This window comes from uncultured Planococcus sp. (assembly GCF_947501725.1).
In the GTDB taxonomy this organism is placed as follows: domain Bacteria; phylum Bacillota; class Bacilli; order Bacillales_A; family Planococcaceae; genus Planococcus; species Planococcus donghaensis_C.
Genome location: NZ_CANMXD010000003.1, coordinates 112,298 through 136,694, shown reverse-complemented (window position 1 = coordinate 136,694; position 24,397 = coordinate 112,298). Strand labels below are relative to the sequence as shown.

At 46.9% G+C, this 24,397-nt stretch carries 21 protein-coding genes; 14 read left to right on the top strand and 7 right to left on the bottom strand.

Annotated features, from left to right (window positions below; genetic code table 11):
* Positions 1 to 2 precede the first annotated feature (2 nt).
* Positions 3 to 464, bottom strand: a complete 462-nt coding sequence (locus tag Q0785_RS05285) for a YkyB family protein (protein ID WP_223633778.1) — start codon at positions 462 to 464, stop codon at positions 3 to 5.
* A gap of 270 nt (positions 465 to 734) precedes the next feature.
* Here Q0785_RS05285 and fadH point away from each other — a divergent pair, with 270 nt between their 5' ends.
* From fadH to Q0785_RS05215, 14 genes are all read left to right on the top strand, one after another.
* Positions 735 to 1,502: a 2,4-dienoyl-CoA reductase gene (gene fadH / locus Q0785_RS05280; RefSeq protein WP_223633774.1), complete on the top strand. Its 768-nt coding sequence runs from the start codon at positions 735 to 737 to the stop codon at positions 1,500 to 1,502.
* A 102-nt stretch (positions 1,503 to 1,604) separates the two neighbouring features.
* Positions 1,605 to 2,048 carry a cyclic-di-AMP-binding protein CbpB gene (gene cbpB, locus Q0785_RS05275; RefSeq protein WP_223633772.1) on the top strand — a complete coding sequence of 148 codons (444 nt, stop codon included), beginning with the start codon at positions 1,605 to 1,607 and terminating at the stop codon, positions 2,046 to 2,048.
* 179 nt (positions 2,049 to 2,227) lie between these two features.
* Positions 2,228 to 3,706 carry an MDR family MFS transporter gene (locus Q0785_RS05270; RefSeq protein WP_298826601.1) on the top strand — a complete coding sequence of 493 codons (1,479 nt, stop codon included), beginning with the start codon at positions 2,228 to 2,230 and terminating at the stop codon, positions 3,704 to 3,706.
* On the top strand, positions 3,696 to 4,571 hold the full coding sequence (locus Q0785_RS05265) for a LysR family transcriptional regulator (RefSeq protein ID WP_223633766.1): 876 nt from the start codon (positions 3,696 to 3,698) through the stop codon (positions 4,569 to 4,571). Before Q0785_RS05270 ends, Q0785_RS05265 begins: the two co-directional genes overlap by 11 nt.
* Positions 4,572 to 4,638: 67 nt before the next feature.
* On the top strand, positions 4,639 to 5,352 hold the full coding sequence (gene dapD, locus Q0785_RS05260) for a 2,3,4,5-tetrahydropyridine-2,6-dicarboxylate N-acetyltransferase (protein WP_298826595.1): 714 nt from the start codon (positions 4,639 to 4,641) through the stop codon (positions 5,350 to 5,352).
* 12 nt (positions 5,353 to 5,364) lie between these two features.
* Positions 5,365 to 6,480, top strand: a complete 1,116-nt coding sequence (locus Q0785_RS05255) for an N-acetyldiaminopimelate deacetylase (protein WP_298826592.1) — start codon at positions 5,365 to 5,367, stop codon at positions 6,478 to 6,480.
* 134 nt (positions 6,481 to 6,614) lie between these two features.
* Positions 6,615 to 8,972 (top strand): hypothetical protein, encoded by a 2,358-nt coding sequence (locus Q0785_RS05250; RefSeq protein WP_298826589.1) that lies wholly within the window; start codon positions 6,615 to 6,617, stop codon positions 8,970 to 8,972.
* Positions 8,969 to 9,904 carry an ABC transporter ATP-binding protein gene (locus tag Q0785_RS05245; protein ID WP_298826586.1) on the top strand — a complete coding sequence of 312 codons (936 nt, stop codon included), beginning with the start codon at positions 8,969 to 8,971 and terminating at the stop codon, positions 9,902 to 9,904. Before Q0785_RS05250 ends, Q0785_RS05245 begins: the two co-directional genes overlap by 4 nt.
* Complete coding sequence (locus Q0785_RS05240; protein WP_298826582.1) at positions 9,901 to 10,743, top strand: ABC transporter permease subunit; 843 nt, start codon at positions 9,901 to 9,903, stop codon at positions 10,741 to 10,743. Before Q0785_RS05245 ends, Q0785_RS05240 begins: the two co-directional genes overlap by 4 nt.
* 12 nt (positions 10,744 to 10,755) lie before the next feature.
* Positions 10,756 to 12,174 (top strand): hypothetical protein, encoded by a 1,419-nt coding sequence (locus tag Q0785_RS05235; protein ID WP_298826579.1) that lies wholly within the window; start codon positions 10,756 to 10,758, stop codon positions 12,172 to 12,174.
* A 14-nt stretch (positions 12,175 to 12,188) separates the two neighbouring features.
* Positions 12,189 to 13,181 carry an AAA family ATPase gene (locus tag Q0785_RS05230; RefSeq protein WP_298826576.1) on the top strand — a complete coding sequence of 331 codons (993 nt, stop codon included), beginning with the start codon at positions 12,189 to 12,191 and terminating at the stop codon, positions 13,179 to 13,181.
* Positions 13,178 to 14,038 (top strand): DUF58 domain-containing protein, encoded by an 861-nt coding sequence (locus tag Q0785_RS05225; RefSeq protein WP_298826570.1) that lies wholly within the window; start codon positions 13,178 to 13,180, stop codon positions 14,036 to 14,038. Before Q0785_RS05230 ends, Q0785_RS05225 begins: the two co-directional genes overlap by 4 nt.
* Positions 14,039 to 14,049: 11 nt before the next feature.
* Positions 14,050 to 15,783, top strand: a complete 1,734-nt coding sequence (locus Q0785_RS05220) for a BatA and WFA domain-containing protein (protein ID WP_298826567.1) — start codon at positions 14,050 to 14,052, stop codon at positions 15,781 to 15,783.
* Positions 15,764 to 18,337 carry a VWA domain-containing protein gene (locus tag Q0785_RS05215; protein WP_298826564.1) on the top strand — a complete coding sequence of 858 codons (2,574 nt, stop codon included), beginning with the start codon at positions 15,764 to 15,766 and terminating at the stop codon, positions 18,335 to 18,337. Before Q0785_RS05220 ends, Q0785_RS05215 begins: the two co-directional genes overlap by 20 nt.
* 110 nt (positions 18,338 to 18,447) lie before the next feature.
* Here the strand turns inward: Q0785_RS05215 and Q0785_RS05210 are convergent, their stop codons facing one another.
* From Q0785_RS05210 to Q0785_RS05185, 6 genes are all read right to left on the bottom strand, one after another.
* Complete coding sequence (locus Q0785_RS05210) at positions 18,448 to 19,638, bottom strand: MFS transporter (protein WP_298826561.1); 1,191 nt, start codon at positions 19,636 to 19,638, stop codon at positions 18,448 to 18,450.
* A 106-nt stretch (positions 19,639 to 19,744) separates the two neighbouring features.
* On the bottom strand, positions 19,745 to 20,821 hold the full coding sequence (locus tag Q0785_RS05205) for an ABC transporter substrate-binding protein (protein ID WP_298826558.1): 1,077 nt from the start codon (positions 20,819 to 20,821) through the stop codon (positions 19,745 to 19,747).
* Positions 20,818 to 21,624, bottom strand: coding sequence for an ABC transporter permease (locus tag Q0785_RS05200; protein WP_298826555.1), 807 nt, complete (start codon positions 21,622 to 21,624; stop codon positions 20,818 to 20,820). Before Q0785_RS05200 ends, Q0785_RS05205 begins: the two co-directional genes overlap by 4 nt.
* Positions 21,608 to 22,432 carry an ABC transporter permease gene (locus Q0785_RS05195; RefSeq protein ID WP_298826552.1) on the bottom strand — a complete coding sequence of 275 codons (825 nt, stop codon included), beginning with the start codon at positions 22,430 to 22,432 and terminating at the stop codon, positions 21,608 to 21,610. Before Q0785_RS05195 ends, Q0785_RS05200 begins: the two co-directional genes overlap by 17 nt.
* Complete coding sequence (locus Q0785_RS05190; protein WP_298826549.1) at positions 22,422 to 23,528, bottom strand: ABC transporter ATP-binding protein; 1,107 nt, start codon at positions 23,526 to 23,528, stop codon at positions 22,422 to 22,424. The genes Q0785_RS05195 and Q0785_RS05190 overlap by 11 nt, the downstream gene beginning before the upstream one ends.
* Positions 23,529 to 23,544: 16 nt before the next feature.
* Positions 23,545 to 24,084, bottom strand: a complete 540-nt coding sequence (locus tag Q0785_RS05185; RefSeq protein ID WP_298826547.1) for an XRE family transcriptional regulator — start codon at positions 24,082 to 24,084, stop codon at positions 23,545 to 23,547.
* Positions 24,085 to 24,397 lie beyond the last annotated feature (313 nt).

Genomic DNA, 24,397 nt, shown 5'->3' with positions numbered 1-24,397 from the left:
CGTCAATCGAAATAGGATTTTTTAGGCGAATAAAACCGGTCAACTTGCCGAGGCTGATAAGATTTAGTGAAATTGGAAGCTGCTGCTTCTTTTTTCTGTGGCTCCAATCCAGTGAGAGTACGCAAAATTTCTTTTGCCACTTTCAAGTTCATCCGGCTTGGAGGATTGCGGTACGTATCATCCAGGTGGCCTAAATGATCCAGTGACGAGAAATCTTCTTTTTTCGGTAGCATATGAAAATAGTAATTGCCGCATTTTACGAGGACTGAAGATTGTTGTTGACTTTTCTGAGGGTTTTTACTGAAGTGCAGACCAATTTTTTGTGCACGCTCCTGCTCGATCATCATATTTAAAGCTTGTTTCTTCAACGCATACAAATAGTGGTTGTCGGGAGCGGTTTTTGCATGCCGGTTAACCGTGAAAATGGCTTGCGCGATATCTGAATCTGATTTTGAAGCTGGCATGAACTCATTCCTTTCATACGAATAGTGGTTAGTTCGACTTTATCATATCAAAATTTGCAGGGACTGTATACCGATGGGGCATATGCAATAAAAGGGTAAATCAGCGGTTTTGTAGAACTCTACTAGTTAAGGTGAACAAAAGGAAATACCTTTTATACACCGCTTCATCTGGCCATGGACAGTCGAGCCTTAAGAAGCAGTCTTTCGAGATCCTGGCAGATGGAGAACTAGGATTTACAATTTATAGTCTAACTCAAAGGGGATGTTTGTATGTTCACGGATCAAACGATTATTGTTACAGGTGGCTCAAGTGGAATGGGGCTACATATGGCTAAGAAATTCGCTTCTGAAGGGGCCAATGTCGTCATAACCGGACGCGATATGGAAAAACTGAACGAAGCTGTGAAAGCGATTACAGGAGAGCGTGGCTCCGTAGAAGTGTTCCAAATGGATGTGCGGGAACCTGAACATGCCAAAGCGATGGTGAAGTTCGCCCATGATAAATTCGGCCGGGTGGACGGACTGGTCAATAATGCGGCCGGAAACTTTATCGTCCATGCAGAAAAATTGTCACCCAATGGCTGGAAATCAGTCATTGATATTGTCTTGAATGGAACCTTCTTCTGTTCTCATGCTGTCGGCAATTATTGGATTGAAAATGGCACAAAGGGCAATATCCTGAATATGCTTGCCACGTATGCCTGGAATGCCGGAGCTGGTGTTGCGCACTCCGCAGCAGCAAAAGCAGGGGTCATGTCATTGACGCGGACCCTTGCGGTCGAATGGGGAACCCAGTTTGGCATCCGGGTCAACGGCATAGCGCCAGGTCCGATCGAGCGGACGGGTGGAGCCGATAAACTTTGGGAATCCGAGAAAGCGGCGAAACGGACGCTGGAATCGATTCCGCTTGGCAGACTCGGTAAACCAGAGGAAGTAGCAGAACTTGCAGCCTTCATCATGTCGGAAAAAGCCTCTTACATGAATGGAGAAATCGTTACTTTGGACGGCGGCCAATGGCTGAATAAATTCCCTTTTTAAGACAATTCTCACAGCAATAAAATAGTTTCAGGAATCTTGATGTGTTATGATGAAATCTGAATGGTGGCATCTAATACAGGCGATGCAAAAGGAGTAGAGTACATGATTTCATTACCAAGCAGAGATTTTCTTGATACACCAATCGAAGACTATATCATTTCTTCCGAAAAAGTTGCACATGTTCAGATGGGAAACAGTGCTGAACATGCATTGCTTGTACTGACGAAAACGGGCTATTCAGCAATTCCGGTGTTGGATTCGAAATACCGCTTTTGCGGCCTCATCAATGCACAACGCATTACTGATGCAATTTTAGGGATGGATCATATAGAATACGAGCGGCTTTCTGATATCCGCGTGGAAGATATCATGGAAAAAGATCTGCCCCTGATCCACATCAACGAACGTTTTCAAAAAGCACTTGATATGGTCATCAACCAAAACTTTCTTTGCGTCATAGACGATGAAGAAATGTTTATGGGCATTTTGACGCGTCGTGTGGTGTTGAAGCAGTTGAAAAAACAAATTTATCAGTTGAAAAGATAATTACAGCAATAGCGGAGAAGGCCTCGTTTTGAGGCCTTCTTTATGCTTTGGAGCTTAGGGCATTTCTGTTCTTCAATTAGCCGGATTCCAGCGTCCAACGTAATAAGCCATTCTGGCTGTGACTCCAAGCTGCAAGTACGTTTTCGCTTTCTATTGTCAGTTGAAAAGAGGTTTAGTTAATGGATAAAACAAAAAGGCCGCTGGTATTGATCTCTGTCATGTTGGCGATGTTCGTCAGTGCAGTCGAAGCCACAATCGTATCGACAGCCATGCCAAGCATCGCTTCTGAGTTGGGCGGGTTTTCAAAATACAGTTGGGTATTCTCGGCTTATTTATTGATGAGCACGGTGACGGTCTTATTATACGGGAAATTATCTGATATATTCGGCCGTAAACGCATTTTTGCTGTCGGCATGCTACTGTTTCTGTTCGGTTCGTTATTATGCGGCTTTGCCAACTCGATAGACGAATTGATATTCTACCGGTTTATTCAGGGAATGGGTGCTGGCGCAGTCATGCCGATTGCGACAACGATTGTCGGCGACATCTATTCCAGAGAAGAACGGGCGAAGATCCAGGGCTATCTATCGAGTGTCTGGGGAATTTCAGCTGTCACTGGGCCTGCAATCGGCGGGGTCCTGGTGGTGACCGTAGGATGGGAATATGTCTTCTGGCTGAACCTGCCGCTTGGCATCGTTTCCTTGCTTGGCGTCTTGCTGTTCTTGAAAGAGCCGGTAAATACAAAAAAACCGGTGATCGATTATAAAGGGGCTGCCTTATTGACGGCTGCTTTATCGACTATGCTGTATCTATTGGTGGAAGGAGGCGTATCGTTTGACTGGCTTTCCAGGCCATCCGTGATATTGCTTGCTGCCAGCCTGCTGTTTTTTGTGTTGTTCATTCGAGCAGAGAAGAAAGCTATCGATCCGATGATGCCTTTTGAAATTTGGCGAAATAAAACCATTCTTTATGCCAATCTGGTTTCTTTGGCAACCGGTGTCATTTTGATCAGCATTTCCAGCTACTTGCCCACTTATGTTACAGGCGTGATGGAACAGCCTGCAGCCATTGCAGGCTTTACGTTGACGGCCATGTCGATTGGCTGGCCTTTGGCTGCTTTTTTCTCCGGCAGGCTTCTGCTGAGGATCGGTTACTTCAAAACCTCTTTGGCTGGTGGATCTTTTCTGATAATAGGAAGCTTGTTGTTTGTTTTGATGCAGCCTGGTTTCGGTCCTTTATGGGCAGCTATGTCGAGCTTTTTTATCGGTGTTGGAATGGGCTTGACCAGCACGGCTTTTATCGTCACTATCCAAGCATCTGTTTCCTATGAGCTGCGTGGATCGGCCACTGCTTCAAATATGTTCATGCGGAATCTGGGCAGTACGATTGGTGTCGCCTTGCTTGGCAGTATCCTGAACAGTTCGTTGCTTCGGTATTTCGCAGACAATGGGAGGGACTACTCCTTGAGCTCCATCAATGACTTATTGAGTGTCGACAGCCGCGCTGGAATTTCAGCTGATGCGCTGGGCTTCCTGCAGCAGGCATTAGCCGGAGCACTTCAGAATGTATACCTGGTAACTGCATTTTTCGCGCTTCTCAGCTTTATTCTGATCCTTGGGCTGCGCGGACAAAAAGGGGTGAAGAGCAGTGTCAAATGAAGAACTGATCATTAAAGTACTGGCTGAAGAGGGTAATATGAGAAAAGCGGCAGAGCGACTGTTTTTATCGCAGCCGGCTCTATCTCAGCGACTGCAAACCATTGAAAAGGATTGGGGTCAGCAATTGTTCATTCGTTCGCAAAAAGGCCTGTCTCCGACACCTGCCGGGGAATTGGTCATTCAATATGCCAATGAGACGATTCTGCGGAAAGAAGAAGTGTTCGAAGTATTGCATACCTTGACTTCCAAAGTGCATGGCACTTTGAAGATTGCATGTGCGACGATTGTCGGCCAAAACTGGCTGCCAAAAGTGCTGAAGGATTTTGTGACGCTTTATCCGGAAGCGAAAATTCAATTGATTACCGGCTGGAGCTCGGAAATTGTGCGCTCGCTTTATGATGGCGAAGCCCATATCGGAATTGTCCGTGGCCATACGGACTGGAAAGGGCCGAAAATCCATTTATTCAAAGATACTTTGTATTTGGTGGACAAAGAAATACGGTCACTTGAAGAGCTTCTACAGACAGAGCGGCCATTTATCCAGTTTAAAAGCGACTCGACCTATTACGAAGAAATTCAACAATGGTGGCAAAAGCATTTTGCCTCCAATCCCAAACGGCAGATCACGGTGGATCAGATCGAAACCTGCAAACAGATGGCTGTCAATGGCATCGGCTATGCCATTCTTCCATCGATTACGCTGACCGGTACAGAAGATGTACACATGATGCCCTTGACGAACAACGAGGAAGAGCTTGAACTGACGCGGGATACGTGGCTGATCGGCTACGAATCAGCATTCCAGCTTCGCCAAGTAGAGGCATTTGTCGATATAGTCAAAAAACATGCCGCTTTATTAAGGTGAAGCGGATGAATTTTTATGCGATATCAGATATACTAACAGCATCACCTAATAGAAAGAGGTTTTATTGATGAAACAAATGGATGCAAACGAAATAATCTCGTACATACAAAATGCGAAAAAAGCTACACCGGTAAAAGCATACATAAAAGGGCAAGGCGTTGCTGATTTGGATTACGGCACGGATTCAAAAGTATTCGGAGAAGGCAATTCAGTAACCGTTTTCGGCGAATGGACAGATATCCAAAAAGCATTGGAAGCCAATGCTTCTGTCATTGAAGATTCAGTAGTGGAAAATGACCGCAGAAATTCAGCTATTCCGTTATTGGATATGAAAAACATCAACAGCCGGATCGAACCGGGTGCATTTATCCGTGAAAACGTTGAAATCGGCAATAACTGCATCATCATGATGGGTGCTGTCATCAACATCGGCTCTGTTATCGGAGACGGGACAATGATCGACATGGGGGTTATCATGGGCGGCCGTGCAACTGTCGGGAAAAACTGCCACATCGGAGCGGGTGCTGTACTTGCTGGCGTTATCGAGCCGGCATCAGCCACACCTGTCATCGTTGAAGATGATGTGATGATCGGGGCTAATGCAGTAGTGCTAGAAGGCGTTCGCATCGGCAAAGGAGCAGTAGTCGCTGCAGGAGCTATCGTAATTGAAGACGTTCCTGAAAACTCAGTAGTAGGCGGAACACCCGCGCGCGTACTGAAATTGATGGATGCGAAAACACGTGCAAAAACAGAAATCAAACAAGAACTTAGACAGCTGTAATCGGTGAATCCAATGGAATTAGTGAAAATCAGGAGAGATCTGCATCAAATTCCGGAAATTGGTTTTCAGGAAGTCAAAACCCAGGCCTATTTATTAGAAGCCATTTCCCGGTTGCCCCAAGAGCGGCTGGAAGTGGTGGAATGGCGTACCGGCATCGCGGTTAAAGTGCGGGGCAGCCATCCGGAGAAGCGGATTGGCTGGCGTACGGACATCGATGCTCTGCCGATTATAGAAGAGACTGGGTTCGAATTCAAATCGATTCATCCCGGATATATGCATGCCTGTGGACATGATGTCCATATGGCGGTGGCACTTGGGTTGTTGGAAAAGCTGATTGACAATCCGATCAAAGATGATGCCGTGATTTTGTTTCAGCCTGCAGAAGAAGGGCCAGGAGGGGCATTGCCATTCCGTGAATGGCTGAAAAATGACAAACCGGATTTTCTTCCGGATGTGATTTGTGCGCTGCACATTGCGCCTGAGCTGCCGGTCGGTACAGTCGGCACCCGGCCTGGCCTGCTGTTCGCCAATACGTCGGAGCTGTTTATCGATCTCCACGGAAAAGGTGGACATGCAGCCTATCCCCATTTAACGGAAGACATGGCTGTTGCAGCTGCTTCTCTGCTGATTCAGCTGCAGACCATCGTCAGCCGTAATGTCAATCCGATGGACTCTGCAGTGCTGACAGTAGGCAAGATGAGTGCTGGAACGGTTCAGAATATCATCGCTGAACATGCTCGGTTGGAAGGGACGATCCGTACCTTGAACAGTGAATCCATGATTCATATGAAGCAGAGGATTGAAGCGATCTGCCGGGCAGTCGAGGAAGCTTATAATTGCAAGGTCTCCATCGATTATGGTTCGAGCTATTTGGAAGTCAACAACGATAAGGCGCTGGCAGAAAAGTTCCTGCATTATGCCGGCGGTTTCGAAGGCATTAAAGCAATCCGGAGTGAAGCCGCCATGACAGGCGAAGACTTTGGTTATTTCACCGAGCAGCTGCCGGGAATGATGTTCTGGGCAGGTGTTTCTTCCCCTTACGGTCTGCATCACGCGAAGCTGGATCCGGATGAAAAAATTCTGAGCCTTATGCCCGACTTTATCCACGGATTCTTTTCTGAATTATAGGAACGGACAGCTTATGCTGCCCGTTCTTTTTTCTGCAGAAATAAGAAACTCAAAATTGGATTTTCTTGTGAGAAGATGGAACTATTTAACTTTCTCAGCGTACTAATAAGGAGACGAGTAAAAGGGGGATCAACATGCATAAACGCTTGCTGGCATTTTTTGCTTTTGCATTGCTTATCAGTTTGTTTAGTATGCCGCAAGTATCTTTGGCGGCGCCGCAAATCACCGTGGATTCCAGTGCCGGTTTTCAAAACAAGGTGAAGTATGAAAAAGGGCTGCCGCTGCAATTTACGGTAACCAATCAGGGCTCAGCTTTCTCGGGTGATCTGGTGCTCAGCTATTCAGAGACCTATAGTCTGGGAGCGGGTTTGGCGATGCCGATCGAGCTAGCTGAAGGCGAGACCAAGACGCTGCAGATCGCTTCTTCAGGTTTGTCGGATATGTATTATACCGGCGGACCCAATGACCAGAGCATCTTCCTATTCGAAGGAGGCTGGGAAGAAGGGGAGTCCATCGCGTTTAAAGGATCAAAAACCATACAGCCTTCCTATTACACGCCGATGACCCTGTTTGTCGCCAGCTTGACGGATAACCAGGATCGGCTGTTGCCGCTGAAGCAGATCGCTGTTCCGGCAAGTGAAGGGGTGGAAGTGTTCCACCTCAATCAATTGAAGGGTTTCACATTGCCGACAGAAGCGCAAGCTTGGGACATGATCGATTACCTGGTCATCGACGAATTTGCCTATAGTGATTTACCGGAGCCGACGCAACAGGCAGTGTTGCAATGGGTTCAGCAAGGCGGCCATATTATCACTGGTTCATCAGGGAATATGGAAGCCGAACTGGGGAATTTGAGCGGATACCTGCCCTTGGAATTGGCTGAACCGATTGAAGTGTCTGTACCTGGACTTGAAAAATCAGTTCCAGCTTATCAGGCAACAGCAAAAGAAGAGGCAGAAACCAGGCTGAAAAGCGGAGACCAGATACTGGCCGCTACACAGCCAGTCGGTGCAGGAAGCTTGACGCAATTGAGTTTTTCTATTGGAGACGAAAATGTTTCCGGACAAAAAGGCTATAGCCAGATGCTGTCAAAATTTTTCCCGGCTCAAATGGCTTATAACCATTCAATGGGCGGCCAATCGGTTCTCGATTATATGGCCTATGAAGTGGGTGAAGTCAATGAGTTGTTCGAGAGTTTTGAAGTCTCGAAACCTTTCATCCTTGCTATTATCTTTCTTTATATCCTGTTGATTGTTCCGATTCTTTATATCGTTTTGAAGAAGAAGGATAAACGGGAATATGCCTGGTTCATCATTCCGGCAGTCGCTTTGCTGACCTCGGTCGGATTATTCGCTTTCGGTGCAAAAGACCGGATCGGCAATCCGCAAATACAGCAGACCGGTTTTTTTGAAGTGGATGCAGATAAAGGGTTGAAGGGTTATTACGTCAATTCATTGCTGTCGAATCGGGGCGGAAATTATCAATTTTCGGCGCCTCCTTCCACCACCATGACGTATCGCATGGCCAATGAATTTTCAGGTGCGCAGCCTTACCTTTCCGCAATGATGGAAAAAGGCGCCGCAAGCAATCAGATGACATTGCGTGACATGCGCTATTGGTCAGTCGAATCGATAATGGGGCAGACATATATTGAAGACAGCGGAAACTTCAGCATAGATTTGGAAGTGGCCGAAGAAAAAATCACAGGCACCATCCGGAACAACTTTCCGTTTGCAGTGGAAGATGTTTCAATTTGGTCAGGGACACGCCTGTTGGATATGGGAAGTTTGAACCCTGGAGAAGAATTAGCGGTTGATGAAAAGGTGCAAGCGGATATTCTATCGCCTGCTGCCGCAATCGGCCAGTCCTACGGTTACCAGCCGATTTCCGATTTGGAAGAACTGGACAAAGCACGCCGTCAAACGCTGCTTTCAACTTCCTATGAACAAATTTCACAAAGCGGCAAAACTCCTTATGTGATTGCTTATACGAAAGATGCCATCGTCCCCATCACCCTTGAAAATCAACGGGCTTCTGTAGAATCCGTCCATTTGATCGCACAGAGCTTTAAACCGGAATTGTCGTTGAGTGGGGACATCTCTTTGAATGCTGATGCTTTTACTATGGACTTAGCCGGAGCCAGCAACGGTGCTTATTATGATAATGTGTCTAACGACCCTTATCTGTATTATATGGAAATAGGGGAATATGACATGACCTATACGCTGCCGGAAGATATTGAACTGAAGAAAGCTTCCTGGAATGAATTGTCGGTTGCGACGACAGGCCAAACCCTGGCAGTCAGCATTTTGAACCTGGATAGTGGAGAGTATGAAGAAATTACTCAGTCCAATCAAAAGTTCACCGATAATGCAAAAAATTACCTGAGTGCTGAAGGGACGATCAAACTGAAGCTGAAAATGTCCGAGAGTTCAGGAAATCCGGAAGTCATCGTACCGAAAGTCAAAATGAAAGGAGTGATTGCCCCATGATTGAGACAATCGGATTAACCAAGAAGTACGGGTCTTTTTATGCACTTCAGGATTTGAACCTGATTGTGGAAGATAGTACTGTTTTCGGCTTTGTCGGTGCGAATGGCGCAGGGAAATCAACGACTTTTTCGATTTTGGCTACACTTCTCCAACCGACAGCAGGGGATGCCTTCATAAATGGGATGAGTGTCACTAAGAATCCACAGGATGTGCGCAGGCAAATCGGCTATATGCCGGATTTCTTCGGTGTTTATGATCAATTGAAGACAGATGAATATTTGGATTTTTATGGCGCCAGTTATGGCATCAAGCCAAAAGAGCGGGCTGTGTTGATTCCGAAACTCTTGGAATTGGTCAATCTGGAGCACAAGCGTTATGACTATGTCGATCTGCTGTCGCGTGGGATGAAGCAACGTCTATGTTTAGCGCGTGCCTTGATCCATGATCCGAAAATCCTCATTTTGGATGAACCGGCATCCGGACTTGACCCGCGTGCTCGCGTAGAGATGCGGGATATCCTGAGAGAGTTGAAGACGATGGGCAAAACCATTTTGATATCTTCACACATTCTTCCGGAGCTTGCTGAAATGTGCGATAGCATTGGAGTCATCGATAATGGAAAGTTGATCGCCCAAGGGTCAGTCCATGATATTCAAGCCCAGCTGCAAAGTGAAAAAGTGCTCCGCGTCAAAGTGGTGGGGGATACGCGTTCTGTCATTCCATTTTTTGAAATGGATCCTTTTGTTTCCCAGATTGAAGAGCAGCAAGATAAAAATATCATTCAGTTTTTCTATCGGGGAACCGAAGAAGATCAGCTGCGCTTGCTGCAGCAGGCAATAGCCCAAAAACTGCCGATCCTGTCATTTTCAGAAGAAGAGACGGATTTGGAAGATGTCTTCATGGCAATCACCAAAGGGGTGGAAATCGGATGAAAACCTTAGTCACCAACCCCGTGCTGATCAAAGAGCTTAAACTGCGCTTCCGCAACATGAAAAGCTTCACAGGGATTCTTTTCTATTTGATTGCGATGAGTGTATTCGTTTTTGGTTTCATCTTTCTGGCCACTTCTTTGACTGGCAATGGGTTTTTCCGTCCCGATGAGAGTTTTATGCTGTTCAGCATCATGACCTATATTCAATTAGGATTGATCCTATTCATCACTCCGGCATTGACGGCGGGAACCATTAGTTCTGAACGTGAAAAACAGACCTTGAATATTTTATTGACAACTTCTCAGACTTCTTTCCAGATCATTTTTGGAAAAATGACGTCATCGATCGCTTTTCTGCTATTGATGATAGTTTCGGGGCTGCCTATCTACAGTCTGGTATTCTTGTATGGTGGAGTTTCCCCGAGCCAATTGTTTTTTATCTTCCTTTTTTACCTGCTGACCCTGCTGGCAATTGCCAGTATCGGCGTCATGCTGTCAACTTTGATCCGAAAAACAATCGTCGCCATCATCGCGACTTATGGAGCGATGATTTTCATTACTGGGGTCACAGCATTTTTCCTGTTGATTTCCGTTCAAATATCGCAGATGGGCACTGCTGCTCCGTCGATGTCGCCGATCGCACATTTTTGGGCGACCATCAATCCGCCGGCCGTCATGCTGACCTTGCTGCAGCCGCCGATGGAGGAACAGCTGCAAAGCCTGACGTTGGTCCCGATACCGTTATGGATCGGATACACCATCTTCTATCTTATTCTGTCAGCGGCCTGCATTCTTCTGGCAGTCAAACGGCTGCGCGTTAATATGAATAAATACAAATAAGGAGGGATTTCCATGGACAATCGTGATATTAACAGGTATGTCAGAAAAACAGGACGCCTGTTGAAAATGCTTCATTTCAGCCGCAGTTTTCAGTTCGCTTTGTTTGCAGGATTGGTTTCAGCCACGGCTTTGTTATTGATATCGCGATTGTTCATGCTTCCTTATTATGAATTTTATGCATATGCTGCAGGGGTTGCAGCCGCAATGTCCTGGCTTTTGTTGTCCATCAAAGACTTGCCGACAACCGGACAGGCGGTACAGGAGCTGGACCGCTTTACGCCCCATAATCAGCTATTGGCAGTATGGAAGCTGGTTGAGAAAAATACCCTGGCAGAGGACTTGACCAATAAAACTGCACAAATCATCCCTTACAGTTACCGGCTGTTCCGGAAAGAACGGAAAGCATGGCTGCGGCCTAAGTGGCTGTTCGGCGCGGTGATCAGCGGCACCTTGATGCTTGTGCTTTTGGTGTTTCCAAGCACTTTGCAGAATCAGGCAAATGATGCCGAAAAAGAGATGGAATTAGTGGATGACATCAAAAAAGAAGTCGATGAAATGGAAAAACGGGCAGAAACGCAAGAAGCCAAAAAAGAATTGAACGCCTTAAAAGAAACGATTGAAGAAAAGGAAGATCCAGAAGCAGTTTTGAAAGACATCGTTAAAAAACAAAAAGAACTGGATTTAAAAAAACGGCAACTGGCTGAAAAAAACAACTCGGATGCCGAAGCCACTTCGAAAGACCTTGAAAAAGCTTCGGAACAACTGGCCGAACAAGCCGGGAAAACGCAAACGGCTTTAAGCAATATGGGGAAACCTGTGGCATTTCCGCTGCAGCAGACCATTGCCAACCGTGAGCAATCCAGCCAAGAAACTCCGAGCGGTTCTGCTGATGGTGAATCTTCAGGTGCGGAAGGTGAAGCAGACAGTTCCGGTGCCAATGGACAAGCGTCAAGTGATACAGATAAAACAGATGCAGAAGAAGCTGGAAGTTCAGAGGATGGTTCAGAAAATAGTCAAGGCCAAGGCCAAGGACAAGGCCAAGGACAAGGGCAGGGACAAGGGCAGGGACAAGGCCAAGGACAGGGACAAGGACAAGGACAAGGTCAGGGTCAAGGACAAGGGCAGGGTCAAGGGCAGGGACAAGGGCAAGGAGCCGGCAAAGGGCAAGGAAGCCGAGAGCTGTTGACCGCCCCATCCCGAATCGGTGGTGAAGGTGAAACAGCAGTCGACAGCGGAGAAGTTAGTGAAGGCCAAGCAGCTGGAGAGCAGCGTGGGCCGGTTTCCGCAACTAAAGGAACCGTGCAGCCCTATGCCGATTTGGTAGGTGACTATTCGGATTCTTATTTCTCAAGTGCCGACCGTCTGCAATTGCCGCCTGATCTGCAGACAATTGTAGAGCGATACTTTACAGATATTGAAACCGATAAATAGAAAAGAGGGGTTTTATGACATATACTACCGATCAATTTACAGAAATGAGCCAATTGCTTAGAGAAGTCAAAGAGGAAATTGGGCGCTTCATCGTAGGACAGGAAACTGCAGTCGAGTTTTCTTTGTACGCTATTTTGGCGGATGGCCATGCGCTGCTTGAAGGGCTTCCCGGGCTTGGCAAGACGATGTTGATCCGTACCATTTCGGATGTACTCGATTTGTCGTTTTCAAGAATCCAGTTTACGCCTGACTTGATGCCCTCTGATATTACGGGAACCAGCTTGATCGAACGTGATGCGGAAGGGCGCCAGCAATTTACCTTCCGGGAAGGGCCAATCTTTCATCAAATGGTGCTTGCCGATGAAATCAACCGGGCGACACCTAAAACCCAAAGCGCATTGCTGGAGGCGATGGGAGAAAAAACAGTGACCATCCTTGGGGACACAAAACAGATGGCAAAGCCATTTTTCGTTTTAGCGACCCAGAATCCGATAGAGATGGAAGGAACCTATCCTTTGCCGGAAGCCCAGATGGACCGTTTTCTATGCAAAATACTGGTCTCTTATCCAAGTCGTAGTGAGTTAGCCGAAATCAGCCGCCGGACGACGGGTGCAGGCATCATCAAACTCAACAAAAAAATGAATACAACCAGTCTGGTCGATGCGCAGGAGATGGTCAAAGAAGTTCTGATGGCAGAAGATATTCTACTGGTGGCTGTCGACATCATCCAAAATACGCATCCCGAACACTCGGAGCATGAAGCTATCCGACAGTATGTGCAGTATGGAAGCGGACCACGTGGGTTGCAGAGTCTGATACGCCTTGCTAAGGCACGGGCGTTGATGGAAGGGCGCTATCATGTATCCATCGGCGATTTGAAGCATGTGGCAAAACCGGTGTTGCGGCATCGCCTGTTGTTGAATTACGAAGCGGAAGCGATCGGTAAGGAAGCGGACGAACTGATTGAGCTGGTGCTCAGCACAGCTGGAAAAGGCGTTTTGAAATGACTTTGTTGCATTTGCCCGCTGATTGGGGCTCACGTCTCAGCCGCTACGCCATTGGAACAAAAGCGAAAATCCGGGGTCATCACAAAGGCTCCCATCGATCGATGCGTTTTGGCAGTTCCTTGGATTTTTCTGATTTCCGTGAATATCATCCAGGAGACGATGTACGCCATATCGACTGGAATGTCTATGCCAGAACGGAGCGCGTCTATATCAAACGCTTTCTGGATGAACAGGAAATGCGCATCCATATCCTGATCGACAGCTCGAAATCGATGGACAACAAGTGGCTGTTCGCTAAACAACTGGCATTTTCGCTTGGGCTGATGGTCTTGGGAAGCGATGACCGCTTAACGGTTACAGGCGGACAAAAAGAAACCATCCCTTTTCGCAAAAAAGGGAAATCAGCCAGAAAGCTGTTCGAACATTTTATGTCTTCGGTGCCGGATCCGCAAACCGGGTCGTTTGCAAAGCAGGCAAGCTTTCATGCTGCCAAAGATTCTACAGTCCTGTTCATCGTTTCGGATGGCTTGGAACCGTTGGAAGACTGGCACGTATTCTTTCGGCAGGTACCGGCCTATGCGCATGATATCCGATTTATCCACATCAGCACAGAAGAAGAGAGGTCGCCGTCTTACAAAGGGGATCTTCGTTTTATCGACGATGAAACATTGGAAGTGTTGAACGTTACGGTTACGGAAGAGGCACTTCGTGCTTATCAAAAGCAAAGTGAGCTTCACACAAAAGGCTTGGAATCGCTTTGCCGAACTTACGGTATCGCTTATTTGCCCGTACATGTGGAAGATGGAATCGAGCAGGTGTTGTTTCATCAGATGGTGCGCAAAAATTGGATTAAATGAGGGGGAGCGGCATGGGTGCATCGAATTGGGGAATGATCTGGACAGCAATTATGCCGCTGGCCGTGATCCTCTACTATTTCTTCAGAAAAAAATACAAAGATCAACGGGTATCGTCGACCTTGTTTTGGCAAGAACGGATGAAAGAACTGCAGGCTTCGCCGTATTTGAAAAAACTGCAGCATCATTTATTGTTCTATCTGCAATTGGCGGCGCTGTTGTTTTGCGTACTGGGCTTGCTTGGCCCTTTCAGCGAGTCGGAAACGCTTGCGGGCAATGATTTTATTTTTGTAGTGGATACCTCAGCGACGATGCTGGCCGGTTCCCCTTCTCATTTTGAAGGGCACCGTCAGAAAATGAAGGATCTTGCAGCGCAAGCCGGGGGCAAACCGGTGACAATCATCACAACCGGAAACAGTCCGGAAGTGCTCCTCCGCAATGAGCAGGACCTTGAGTTGATCGAAGGAGCAATCGATGAATTAGCGGTAAGCTATGAAAGGGCTGAAATGGAGCAGACGATTTTGTTTGCGGATACTCTCTCGGTCAGCGACTCGACGGTCATCCACATTTTCACCGATGCATTGGATCGTGCTGTGTTGGCCAGTAAAACTGGCCAAAGCTATCAGGTGCATGGTTTTACTGAAACGCTGCGCAATGTGTCGATTCAGCAGTTCGGACTGTCAGAAACAGAAGACGGCGTCCGTGGGATTGTCCAACTGGTCAATAACAGCGAAGAAACGATGCCGGCCGTTATACGTTTGTCAGCAGGTAGTACGGAGAAAATAGTGGAAGTGGAACTGGCAGCTTCCGAAGAGCTGCTTGTCCCTTTCGAAGATTTGCCGAATGACAAGCTATGGCAGGCAACTGTAGAAGTTCAGGATGACTACACAGCCGACAATACGATGGCCAGTTATTTAGCTCCTCCGGCCAACTCCATATTGGTCGACTCGGCCCTGCATGAATTGGTTGCCAGCGGTTTCCGTTCGCTCGAATTGGATGTTCTTTTGGCAGAAGCCGGGCAATTGCAGCCGGATTCGAAGTTGCCGCTTGTCACGAATCAGAGCGGATTGTTGGATGGAGCGGCACCGGTCTTATTGATCGGACGCAATGATGAAACGCCATTCGACGTATCGGGACAAATTGATTCGCAGGCGCATCCCCTCTTCACGTACGCTGCTTTGGAAGAAATCTATGTTTCACAGCTGTATCCGCCTTTTGAGGGATATGAAACCATCGCTTCGATTGATGGCCATCCTTTTATTCAAATCTCTCCAAAAGGGGACATCGCCGTGCTGACGGATATTCAATTGACTGACTGGCCTCTTTTTCCTTCATTTCCACTATTTCTATGGAGTGCCATGGACAGCTTATCGGGTGATGCGGCATTTCTCGGTTTTTTTCAACCGAATGAACATCGATCCGTGTCTTTGGCTTCTAAGAGTGGTGAATGGGAGATTTTCAAAGATGGCTCTTACAGCCATTCGTATATAGAAGGAAGCGGTCCATTTATCGCACCTTCAGATCCAGGAATCTATGAAGTGATCGGTGAAGATGAGACGATGTCCATGATTGTCCGGCTGCCGGGAGAAGAGAAAGTGCTTTCAGTGGGCTCCAGCTATGCAATAGGGCAGGCAGAAGTTTCTCAGGACACCGTCCGTTTTTCGTTTGTCCCAATTATCATTGCACTGATCCTGCTGCTGGTTGCTGTGGAATGGGAGGTGTACCGCCGTGGAATTGCGACTCGATGAACCGCTCTGGCTGTTATTGCTTATTCCTGCAGTCATCTATTTTGGCTGGTTCGGTATCAGGAATTTTTCAGTGAGCTCCAAAATTGCAAAAATCGTCTATATCCTGCGAGTCACTGTCGTCGCTTTATTGATTTTCGCACTAGCGGCGCCTTCACTGTTCCTTCCTGTAAAAGAAGAACAGGTCATTTTCCTGCTGGACCGTTCTGCCTCTCTTGAAGGAATGGAAACAGAGATGGCGACTGCAGTGGAAAATGCCTTAAACGCTAAAAAAGACCATCAATCGGTTGCTGTCTATACCTTTGCCGAAGATTTTCAAAGCTTGCTTCCGATGACGACAGAGCCGGAAACTCTGCCGCAGGAACTGACAATCGGCCAAAATGGCCACACCAACATCGCCCGCGCACTGGAACTGGCTTCGAACAGTGGAGATACCGACCTTGCAACACGGCTGGTGATTCTCACCGATGGCAATGAAACCCACTCCTCAGCAATTGAAAGTTTGAACCGGCTCCAGTCCGACCGGCTGCAAGTGGATGTATGGCCAATCGAGCAAACTATGGAAAATGATATGGCCATCAGCCGTTTCGAAACGCCATCACGCGCATTTTTAGGTGAAACTCAATCCTTTACTGTAACGGTCGATTCAGATACAGAAGCACAAGCAAGGCTGATTTTCTCAGTCAATGATTTGGATTTGGATACGAAAGATATCGAATTGGCAGAAGGGCAGAATATCTTCACTTATTCATATCCTGCGAACTCGGAAGGCCTTTTGAAGTACGAAGTGCGTTTGGAGACAGCAGAAGATGCATTTCTCGAAAACAATACATTGGTCAGTATCACAGAAGTTTCCGGAAATCCGGAAGTTCTGGTGATCAACGGGGGAGAACCGAGTCCGATACCTGCTCTATTGGATACCGGCAACTTACGGGTTACTGAGTTGTCTTCAACCCAATTGCCGAGCAGCCTGTCTTCGATCCTTCGCTACGATTCGATTATTTTTGACAATGTCTCCGGTACATCGGTTGGAGAGCAACAGATGAACATCATCGAACAGGCCGTCCAGCAATTCGGTGTCGGCTTTATGATGGTCGGCGGTGATCAAAGCTTCGGTCTGGGCGGTTATTTTAAGACGCCGATTGAACGGCTGTTGCCTGTCGAAATGGAAGTCAAAGGCAAGCATGAATTGCCTTCACTCGGTTTGATGATCGTCATGGACCGTTCGGGCAGCATGATGGGCATGAAGATGGAACTGGCAAAAGAAGCGGCTGCACGTTCCGTTGAACTGCTGCGTCCGGACGATACCTTGGGTGTCATCGCTTTTGACGATCAGCCATGGGAAATTTTGCCGACTGCCAAAATCGCGGATCCGCAGGAAGCGGTCGATAAGATTCTGGGGATTACTCCAGGAGGCGGCACCGAAATCTATCGGTCCCTGCAGCAGGCTTACATGGAACTTGAAGACTTGGAGCTGCAGCGTAAGCATATCATCCTGTTGACGGACGGCCAGTCTGCCACATCCAATGATTACGATGCATTGATTGAAAATGGCAAGGAAAATAATATCACGTTATCGACGGTGTCGATTGGCCAGGATGCTGACCGGAATCTGCTGGAGCAATTGGCAGGTACCGGCAACGGCCGTTTTTACGATGTGATCGATGCCACCACGATTCCGGCCATCTTGTCTCGTGAAACCATTATGATGTCGCGGACTTATATAGTCGATGAACCGTTCTATCCCGTTGTCTATGACAGCAAATGGAACAATTTGTTTACAGACGGCGTTCCGCAGCTCAATGCCTATATTGCCACGACAGCAAAACGCACAACATCAGTTGCGCTGGAAAGCGAGGAGGGAGACCCCGTACTCGCCAGCTGGAATTATGGCCTTGGCAAAACGGTCGCCTATACATCAGGGAGCGGTGCCTGGAGCGGTGACTTCCAAAATTGGCCACGGTGGCCTGACTTTTGGAACCGCAGTGTAGCGGAACTATTGCCGAGTTTTGAGGAAATCCCTTATTCAGTGGTGCGTAAAGAACAAGGCGTTTATACGGTTGAAGATCCTACACAAAGCTCAGCGATTTTGACGGTTGCGGCCGTTGATGAACAGGGCAATGAAATTCCACTGCAAACAGAACCGGTTGCCCCTGGAAAAGTGGATGTGAAAATGGATGCGCAGCCAGGTCTGGTGTTCTTCAGCGTGACCAATGAAAATGGAGCAGCCTATAAAACGGGACTGACGATCCCGTATGGCGACGAATACCAAACTGTAGAAGCGAACATGCCGTTGATGACAGCGCTCGCTGAACGGACTGGTGGACAGGTACTGACTGCCATGGAAGACGCTTTCCGTGATATCCCCTTCACCAGCGGCACCATTCGTCCGATTCAGCTGTATCTGCTGTTTGCCGCGATGTTCCTATTCTTCATAGACATCACGCTTCGGCGTTTCGGACTTCCAAAAACTGTGATAAAAAGAAAAGCCGCAACAGAAGAGGATTCTTCTCCAGCGGCAATCGACCAATTGATAAAAGCGAAAAAGAGGAACTGACTCTTTTTCGCTTTTATTATTTAAGAAAGTAAAATGTTTTTGCTCTTAATTAAGTGTCTAGGCCTCCAGCACTCAGTTCCTATGGGCATAAACAGGTGCTTTTGCTTTTCTCAGCTTCTGCTGGTAGCCAACAGCTGCTGTTTCCGCATCGACCAGGTATTGGCGATGAAGAAGCAGGTGATCAGAATAGCGGTTCCTAGAATATAAGGATAGCTCATATTGATATCGAACAAGATACCGGCAAGTGCAGGTCCGATCATATTGCCCAGGCTCATATAGGCATTGTTCATGCCAGCTGCAAAGCCCTGTTCATCACCCGCCAACTTCGAGATCAAGGTATTGATGGCCGGCCGGAGCAGGGAAGCGGCAGTGAAGAAGACTGCGGCCACCAAGAGGATGGCCCAGAAAGAGCTGACAAAAAGGATGCCGATCATAGCACCTGCAGACACCAGCAGGTTGACCAAGATCACCTTCATCTCGCCAAAGCGTTTGAAGAGCTTGTCGATAACGAACGTTTGGACAACTACGCCGACAAATCCGCCGACTGTAATGAGAATGGCGATTTCCTTCGGAGTAAAACCGAATTTCTTATCCGCGTATAAAGCGATCGTAGACTGGAAGTTCGCTAAACCGAAAGCGAAAATGAACATGACCAGCAACATGACAAAATAAGGGGTATAAGTGGAACGTTTCAGCTGTTGGAGCAGGTTTTCGGATTTTGTATCGGCAGCCTGAATCTTAGGTGCCACGTTCGGCAGCACCACGAAGGAAATGAAGGCTGCAATCAGCGCAACGGCAGTAGCGATGTAAAACGGAAACTGAATGCTGACTTCCGCCAGAAATCCTCCGATGCCGGGTCCGATCATGAAACCGAGAGACATGGAGGCACCAAGAAGCCCCATGCCTTTTCCGCGTTCATCGTATGTCGTGATATCCGCAACAAATGCCATCATCGGAGGAATCAGGAATGCTGCGCCTAGTCCACTGAAGAAGCGGGCAAGATAAAGCATCCATAAATGCGTAGCCAATCCGAATGCCAGTTGGGATAGTCCGAAGACGATCAATCCGAAAATGATGAGTTTCTTGCGGCCATATTTATCGGAAAGTTGGCCGGATAATGGGGAGAACAGGAATTGAGCCAAGGCAAAAGTCGCGATTAATGTGCCAAGCGCCTGGCCTGCAACACCGAATGTATCTAAATAGGCAGGCATGATCGGAATGATCAAACCGATGCCGCTCATAGCGATGAACATATTGAACATCAGTACATAGAGTGCAAATTTATTTGAACGTACGGCCATAGAGGGACCTTCTTTCGTCATTATTTCGTAAGGCTAAACTTTAGTCTATAGAATCTACATACTATACCCCAATTTCCACAAAAAAAACAGGCAAAAGTTCTGCCTGTCAGTTTTCCATATCCATTTTAAACTCTAAAAATAGTTCATTGTAAGTTCCAAGCATTTCAAGTCCCAGATTTTCATAAACTTCCAGACGTTCCCGAAGTTCTTCCGGTGGATAGAAGCGTTCATCTTCTGTCACTTCCGGATCCATCAGGGCAATCGCTTCTTCGTTCGGTGTGGAATATCCGACGTAGTCTGCATTTTGGGCAGCCACTTCGGGGTCCAACATAAAGTTGATGAAGGCATGGGCACCTTCTACGTTGCCGGCTGTTTTTGGAATGATCATATTATCAAACCATAAATTTGAGCCTTCTTCCGGAACTGAGTAATCGATGTCTTCATTGATCCACATCATATCTGCCGCTTGTCCGGACCAGGTTACGGCCACTGCGGCTTCCTCACGGCGCATCATCTCGACAATTTCGTCACCGATGATGGCTTTGACGTTGGGACCCATAGTTTTCAATTTATCGGTGGCTTCACGTAATTCGCCAAGGTCAGTCGAATTCAATGAATAGCCGAGGCTGTTCAGCCCCATACCGATGACTTCACGCGCACTGTCGACCAGGATGACTTCCTGCTCAAGTGACGGATTCCATAAGTCGTCCCAGCTATCAAATGTCTGGCCTTCCAGCAAGGTCGGGTTGAATGCAATGCCGACCGTACCCCAGAAATAAGGAATCGAATATTCATTGCCCGGATCGAAAGGGAGATCGAGAAAATACGGATCGATGTTCTCGAGATTCGGGATAAGCTCGTGGTCAATCGGATGAAGCAAGTCGTTTTCTTTCATTTTTTCGATGGCGTATTCTGATGGCATGGCCACATCATAGGTTGTGCCGCCCTGCTCGATTTTTGTCATCATCGACTCATTGGAATCGAATGTTTCATAGACCACGGAAATATTGGTCTCTTCTTCGAATTGGTCGATCAGTTCGGGATCGATATATTCGCCCCAGTTATAGACGGAAATGCTGCCTCCGCCCACTGTCGCCGAACTCTTTTCCAAAACATTGACGGCATATAAGAGAATAGCAGATACGATAAGGATTGCACTGGCGGCTCTGATGATTTCCTTCATACTTTGGCGCCTCCTGTTCCAGGGGATTGTCCAGCCCGTTGAGTAAAGAAGTAATAGCCAAGGACTAGGCCAAGTGTTACCACGAATATTAAGGCGGAAAGGGCGTTGATCGTCAAGGTGATTCCAGCCCGTGCCATTGAGTAGATTTCAATTGATAAAGTCGAGAATCCATTGCCGGTAACAAAGAATGTCACTGCGAAATCATCCAGCGAATAGGTGAGGGCAAGAAAGAATCCAGCGAAAATACCGGGCTTGATATACGGAATGATAACACGAGTCAAAATATCCCGTTTCGATGCCCCCAGGTCGGTTGCTGCATCGATCAGCGAACCGCTCATTTCCTGCAGCTTCGGCAGGACCATGATGACCACGATTGGAATGCTGAATGCAATGTGTGAAATCAGCACAGATGCAAAACCGAGCTTGACGCCGATCATGGTGAATAGGATTAGAAATGAAGCTCCGATAATGACATCTGGACTGACGATCAGAATCGTGTTCAATGACAGAACGGCATTGCGCGTTTTACGGTTCCGCAAAAAGACGATGCCAATTGCACCAAGAACTCCGATAGCTGTTGAAATGAGAGAAGACAGCAATGCGATGATCACTGTATTCATCAAAATAATCAGCAGCCGGGTATCATTAAAAACGGCGCCGTAATGTTCCAATGTAAACCCTTCGAAACTCGACATGGTACCGCCGCTGTTGAACGAATAAAAGATCAGGTAGAAAATCGGCGTATAGAGAATGGCAAAGACGAGTATCAAATAGATTTTTGCGGGGTTACTTAGTTTTGCCATTATATAAGCCTCCTTTTTCTTTCTGGCCTGTCAGCATCATGATGATGATCATGAATAAGATAAGGAACACGGCGATAGTGGAACCCATTCCCCAGTTCTGTGTCACTAAAAATTGCTGCTCGATTGCTGTTCCAAGAGTAATGACCTTGTTTCCGGCAATCAGACGGGTGATGACAAAGAGTGACAGGGCAGGGATGAAAACAGCCTGGACGCCAGATTTAACACCGTTGATGGCCAAAGGAAAAATGATGCGCCTGAAGGTGGTGAAAGACGAAGCGCCCAGATCGCGTGATGCGTCGATCAACGCGGGGTTGATTTTATCCAGCGAATTGAAAATCGGCAGCACCATAAACGGAATGAAAATATAAACTGAAACAAAGATAAAGCTGAAATCGGTGAACAGAATCTGCAATGGGCCGGCACCCAGCGTCTGAAGAAACTTGTTGGCGGGCCCGTATAATCCGAAGATCCCGATAAAGGCATAGGCTTTCAACAATAAATTGATCCATGATGGAATGATGATCAGCAATAACCATAGCTGCTTATGCTTTGTCTTGGTCAGCCAGTAGGCTGTCGGATAGGCAATCAGAATGGTGATCAATGTGATCAGGAAAGCATACCAGAAAGAACTCAAAGTCATCCGCAAGTAAACGGAGGAAAAGAAATTCTGATAATTCTCCAGCGTGAAAGCTCCGGTCAAATCTAAAAATGAAAAATAGAAAATCAACGCAATCGGTGCGATGACGAATAAAGCGATCCAAATATAATAAGGGGCGAGGTATAACGGACGCGATGGGTTATCTTTCATTGACTGCCGCTCCGTAGGACTCCAGTCTTGCATCAAACGCTTCTTCCGACTCGTTCAAACGCATGACATGAATTGCCTCTGGTGAGAAGTCCAAGCCGATCTGTGAACCGACCTCCACTTTTTTCGTGGAATGGACAAGCCATTCATTGCCGACTTCGTCGATGGTGGAGATTTCAAAATGGACCCCTCTGAATAATTGGGTATCGACGGTCACCGCCATTTTGCCGGCACCGTTTGCTGTGATTTCCAGATCTTCAGGACGGATGACGATTTCCACCTGTTCATTAGGATTCAGTCCCGCATCCACGCATTCAAAATCCTTATTCGCAAAACGAACCTGGTAATCGGCAATCATCTCACCGCTGACGATATTCGATTCTCCGATAAAATCAGCGACGAAGCGGTTGATCGGTTCGTCATAAATGTCCATCGGAGTGCCGCTTTGCTGGATTTGGCCAGCATTCATGACAAAAATTTCATCAGACATGGCCAGTGCTTCTTCCTGGTCGTGAGTAACAAAAACAAAAGTTTTCCCAAGGCGCTGCTGAAGTTCACGCAGTTCATACTGCATCTCGGTCCGCAGTTTCAAGTCCAAAGCAGATAAAGGCTCATCGAGCAGGATAACCTCCGGATCATTGACGATGGCCCGGGCGATGGCGACGCGTTGGCGTTGGCCCCCGGACATTTCTGCAATTTCACGTTTCTCATAACCTTGCAGATTGACGAAAGCCAAAGATTCCCGCACACGGCGTTCAACTTCAGGGCCTTTGACTTTCTTGATGCGCAAGCCGAACGCAATGTTTTCAAATACATTCAAATGAGGAAATAGAGCATAATCCTGAAACACAGTGTTGACCTGGCGCTGATTGGCAGGTACGGTGTTCATTTTTTTGCCTTCAATATAAATATTGCCATTGGTCGGTGTAGCAAAACCGGCAATCAAACGCAGAATGGTTGTTTTCCCACAGCCTGACGGGCCAAGCAATGTATAAAACTTTCCTTTTTCAAGTTCAAAGCTGACGTTGTCCAAGACATTGCCGGCCCCTTCGTATGTCTGAGTGACATTTTCGAAGCGTATAATAGATGTTTCAGTCATAAAGATCCCTCCTGAATTATAAATAAGATTGAGTGGCAACGACGATCACTTCGGATATTCCGTCAAAATCATTGATCAGTTGATGATGATTGGAAGCTTCAAAGTAAATGGAGTCACCGGCGACAGCGGTGTATTGATGGTCTCCGATTCTGAGCAGGACCTTTCCTTCCAGAACGTAGATGAAGGTTTCAGCAGAAGACGGTTCAAACTTTTTAAAGTGGCCATTTGCCTGGAAGGTCAAAAAGACGGGTTCCATTTCCTTCTCATTCGATGTGGGGATGAGCCATTCCACTTCATATCCCGCTTCTTCATCGATATGTGCCGTATGGTCAGCGGTGGAGTATACGACTTTAACGTCGTGTTCATCAGCGAAAAACTCTTTAGGGGTAGTCCCCAACACTTCGAGTAAACTGAAAAATGTTTCAATAGAAGGGGAATTCATGTTCCGCTCCAGCTGGGAAATAAAACCTTTGCTCAGGTCCGTCCGTTTTCCGAGCTCTTCCTGAGTCAAACCATTCATTAATCGGAGGCGTTTGATTTTTGTTCCGATGTCCATCAGAATTCTCCTCGCTTCATCATTAAATAATACTTACAGAAAGTTTAGTTAAAATATACTTTTAGTTTACTAATAGCATATATTCATTATACGAGACGACTGATATTTTTCAAGTTAAAAATTATTTTCAATAAGGGATTGTTATCTATTGCAATTTACCGGCAGTATTTACTATCATAGAGAAAGTGTGAAATTAATAATGATGTCTCTAACCGGAATCTAACTGATGAAAACCTAAAAATGAACGATTATAAAAAATGTACCTATAACAATGGAAGACATGCCTTTATGTATACATAAAGGGGGGAAGCGG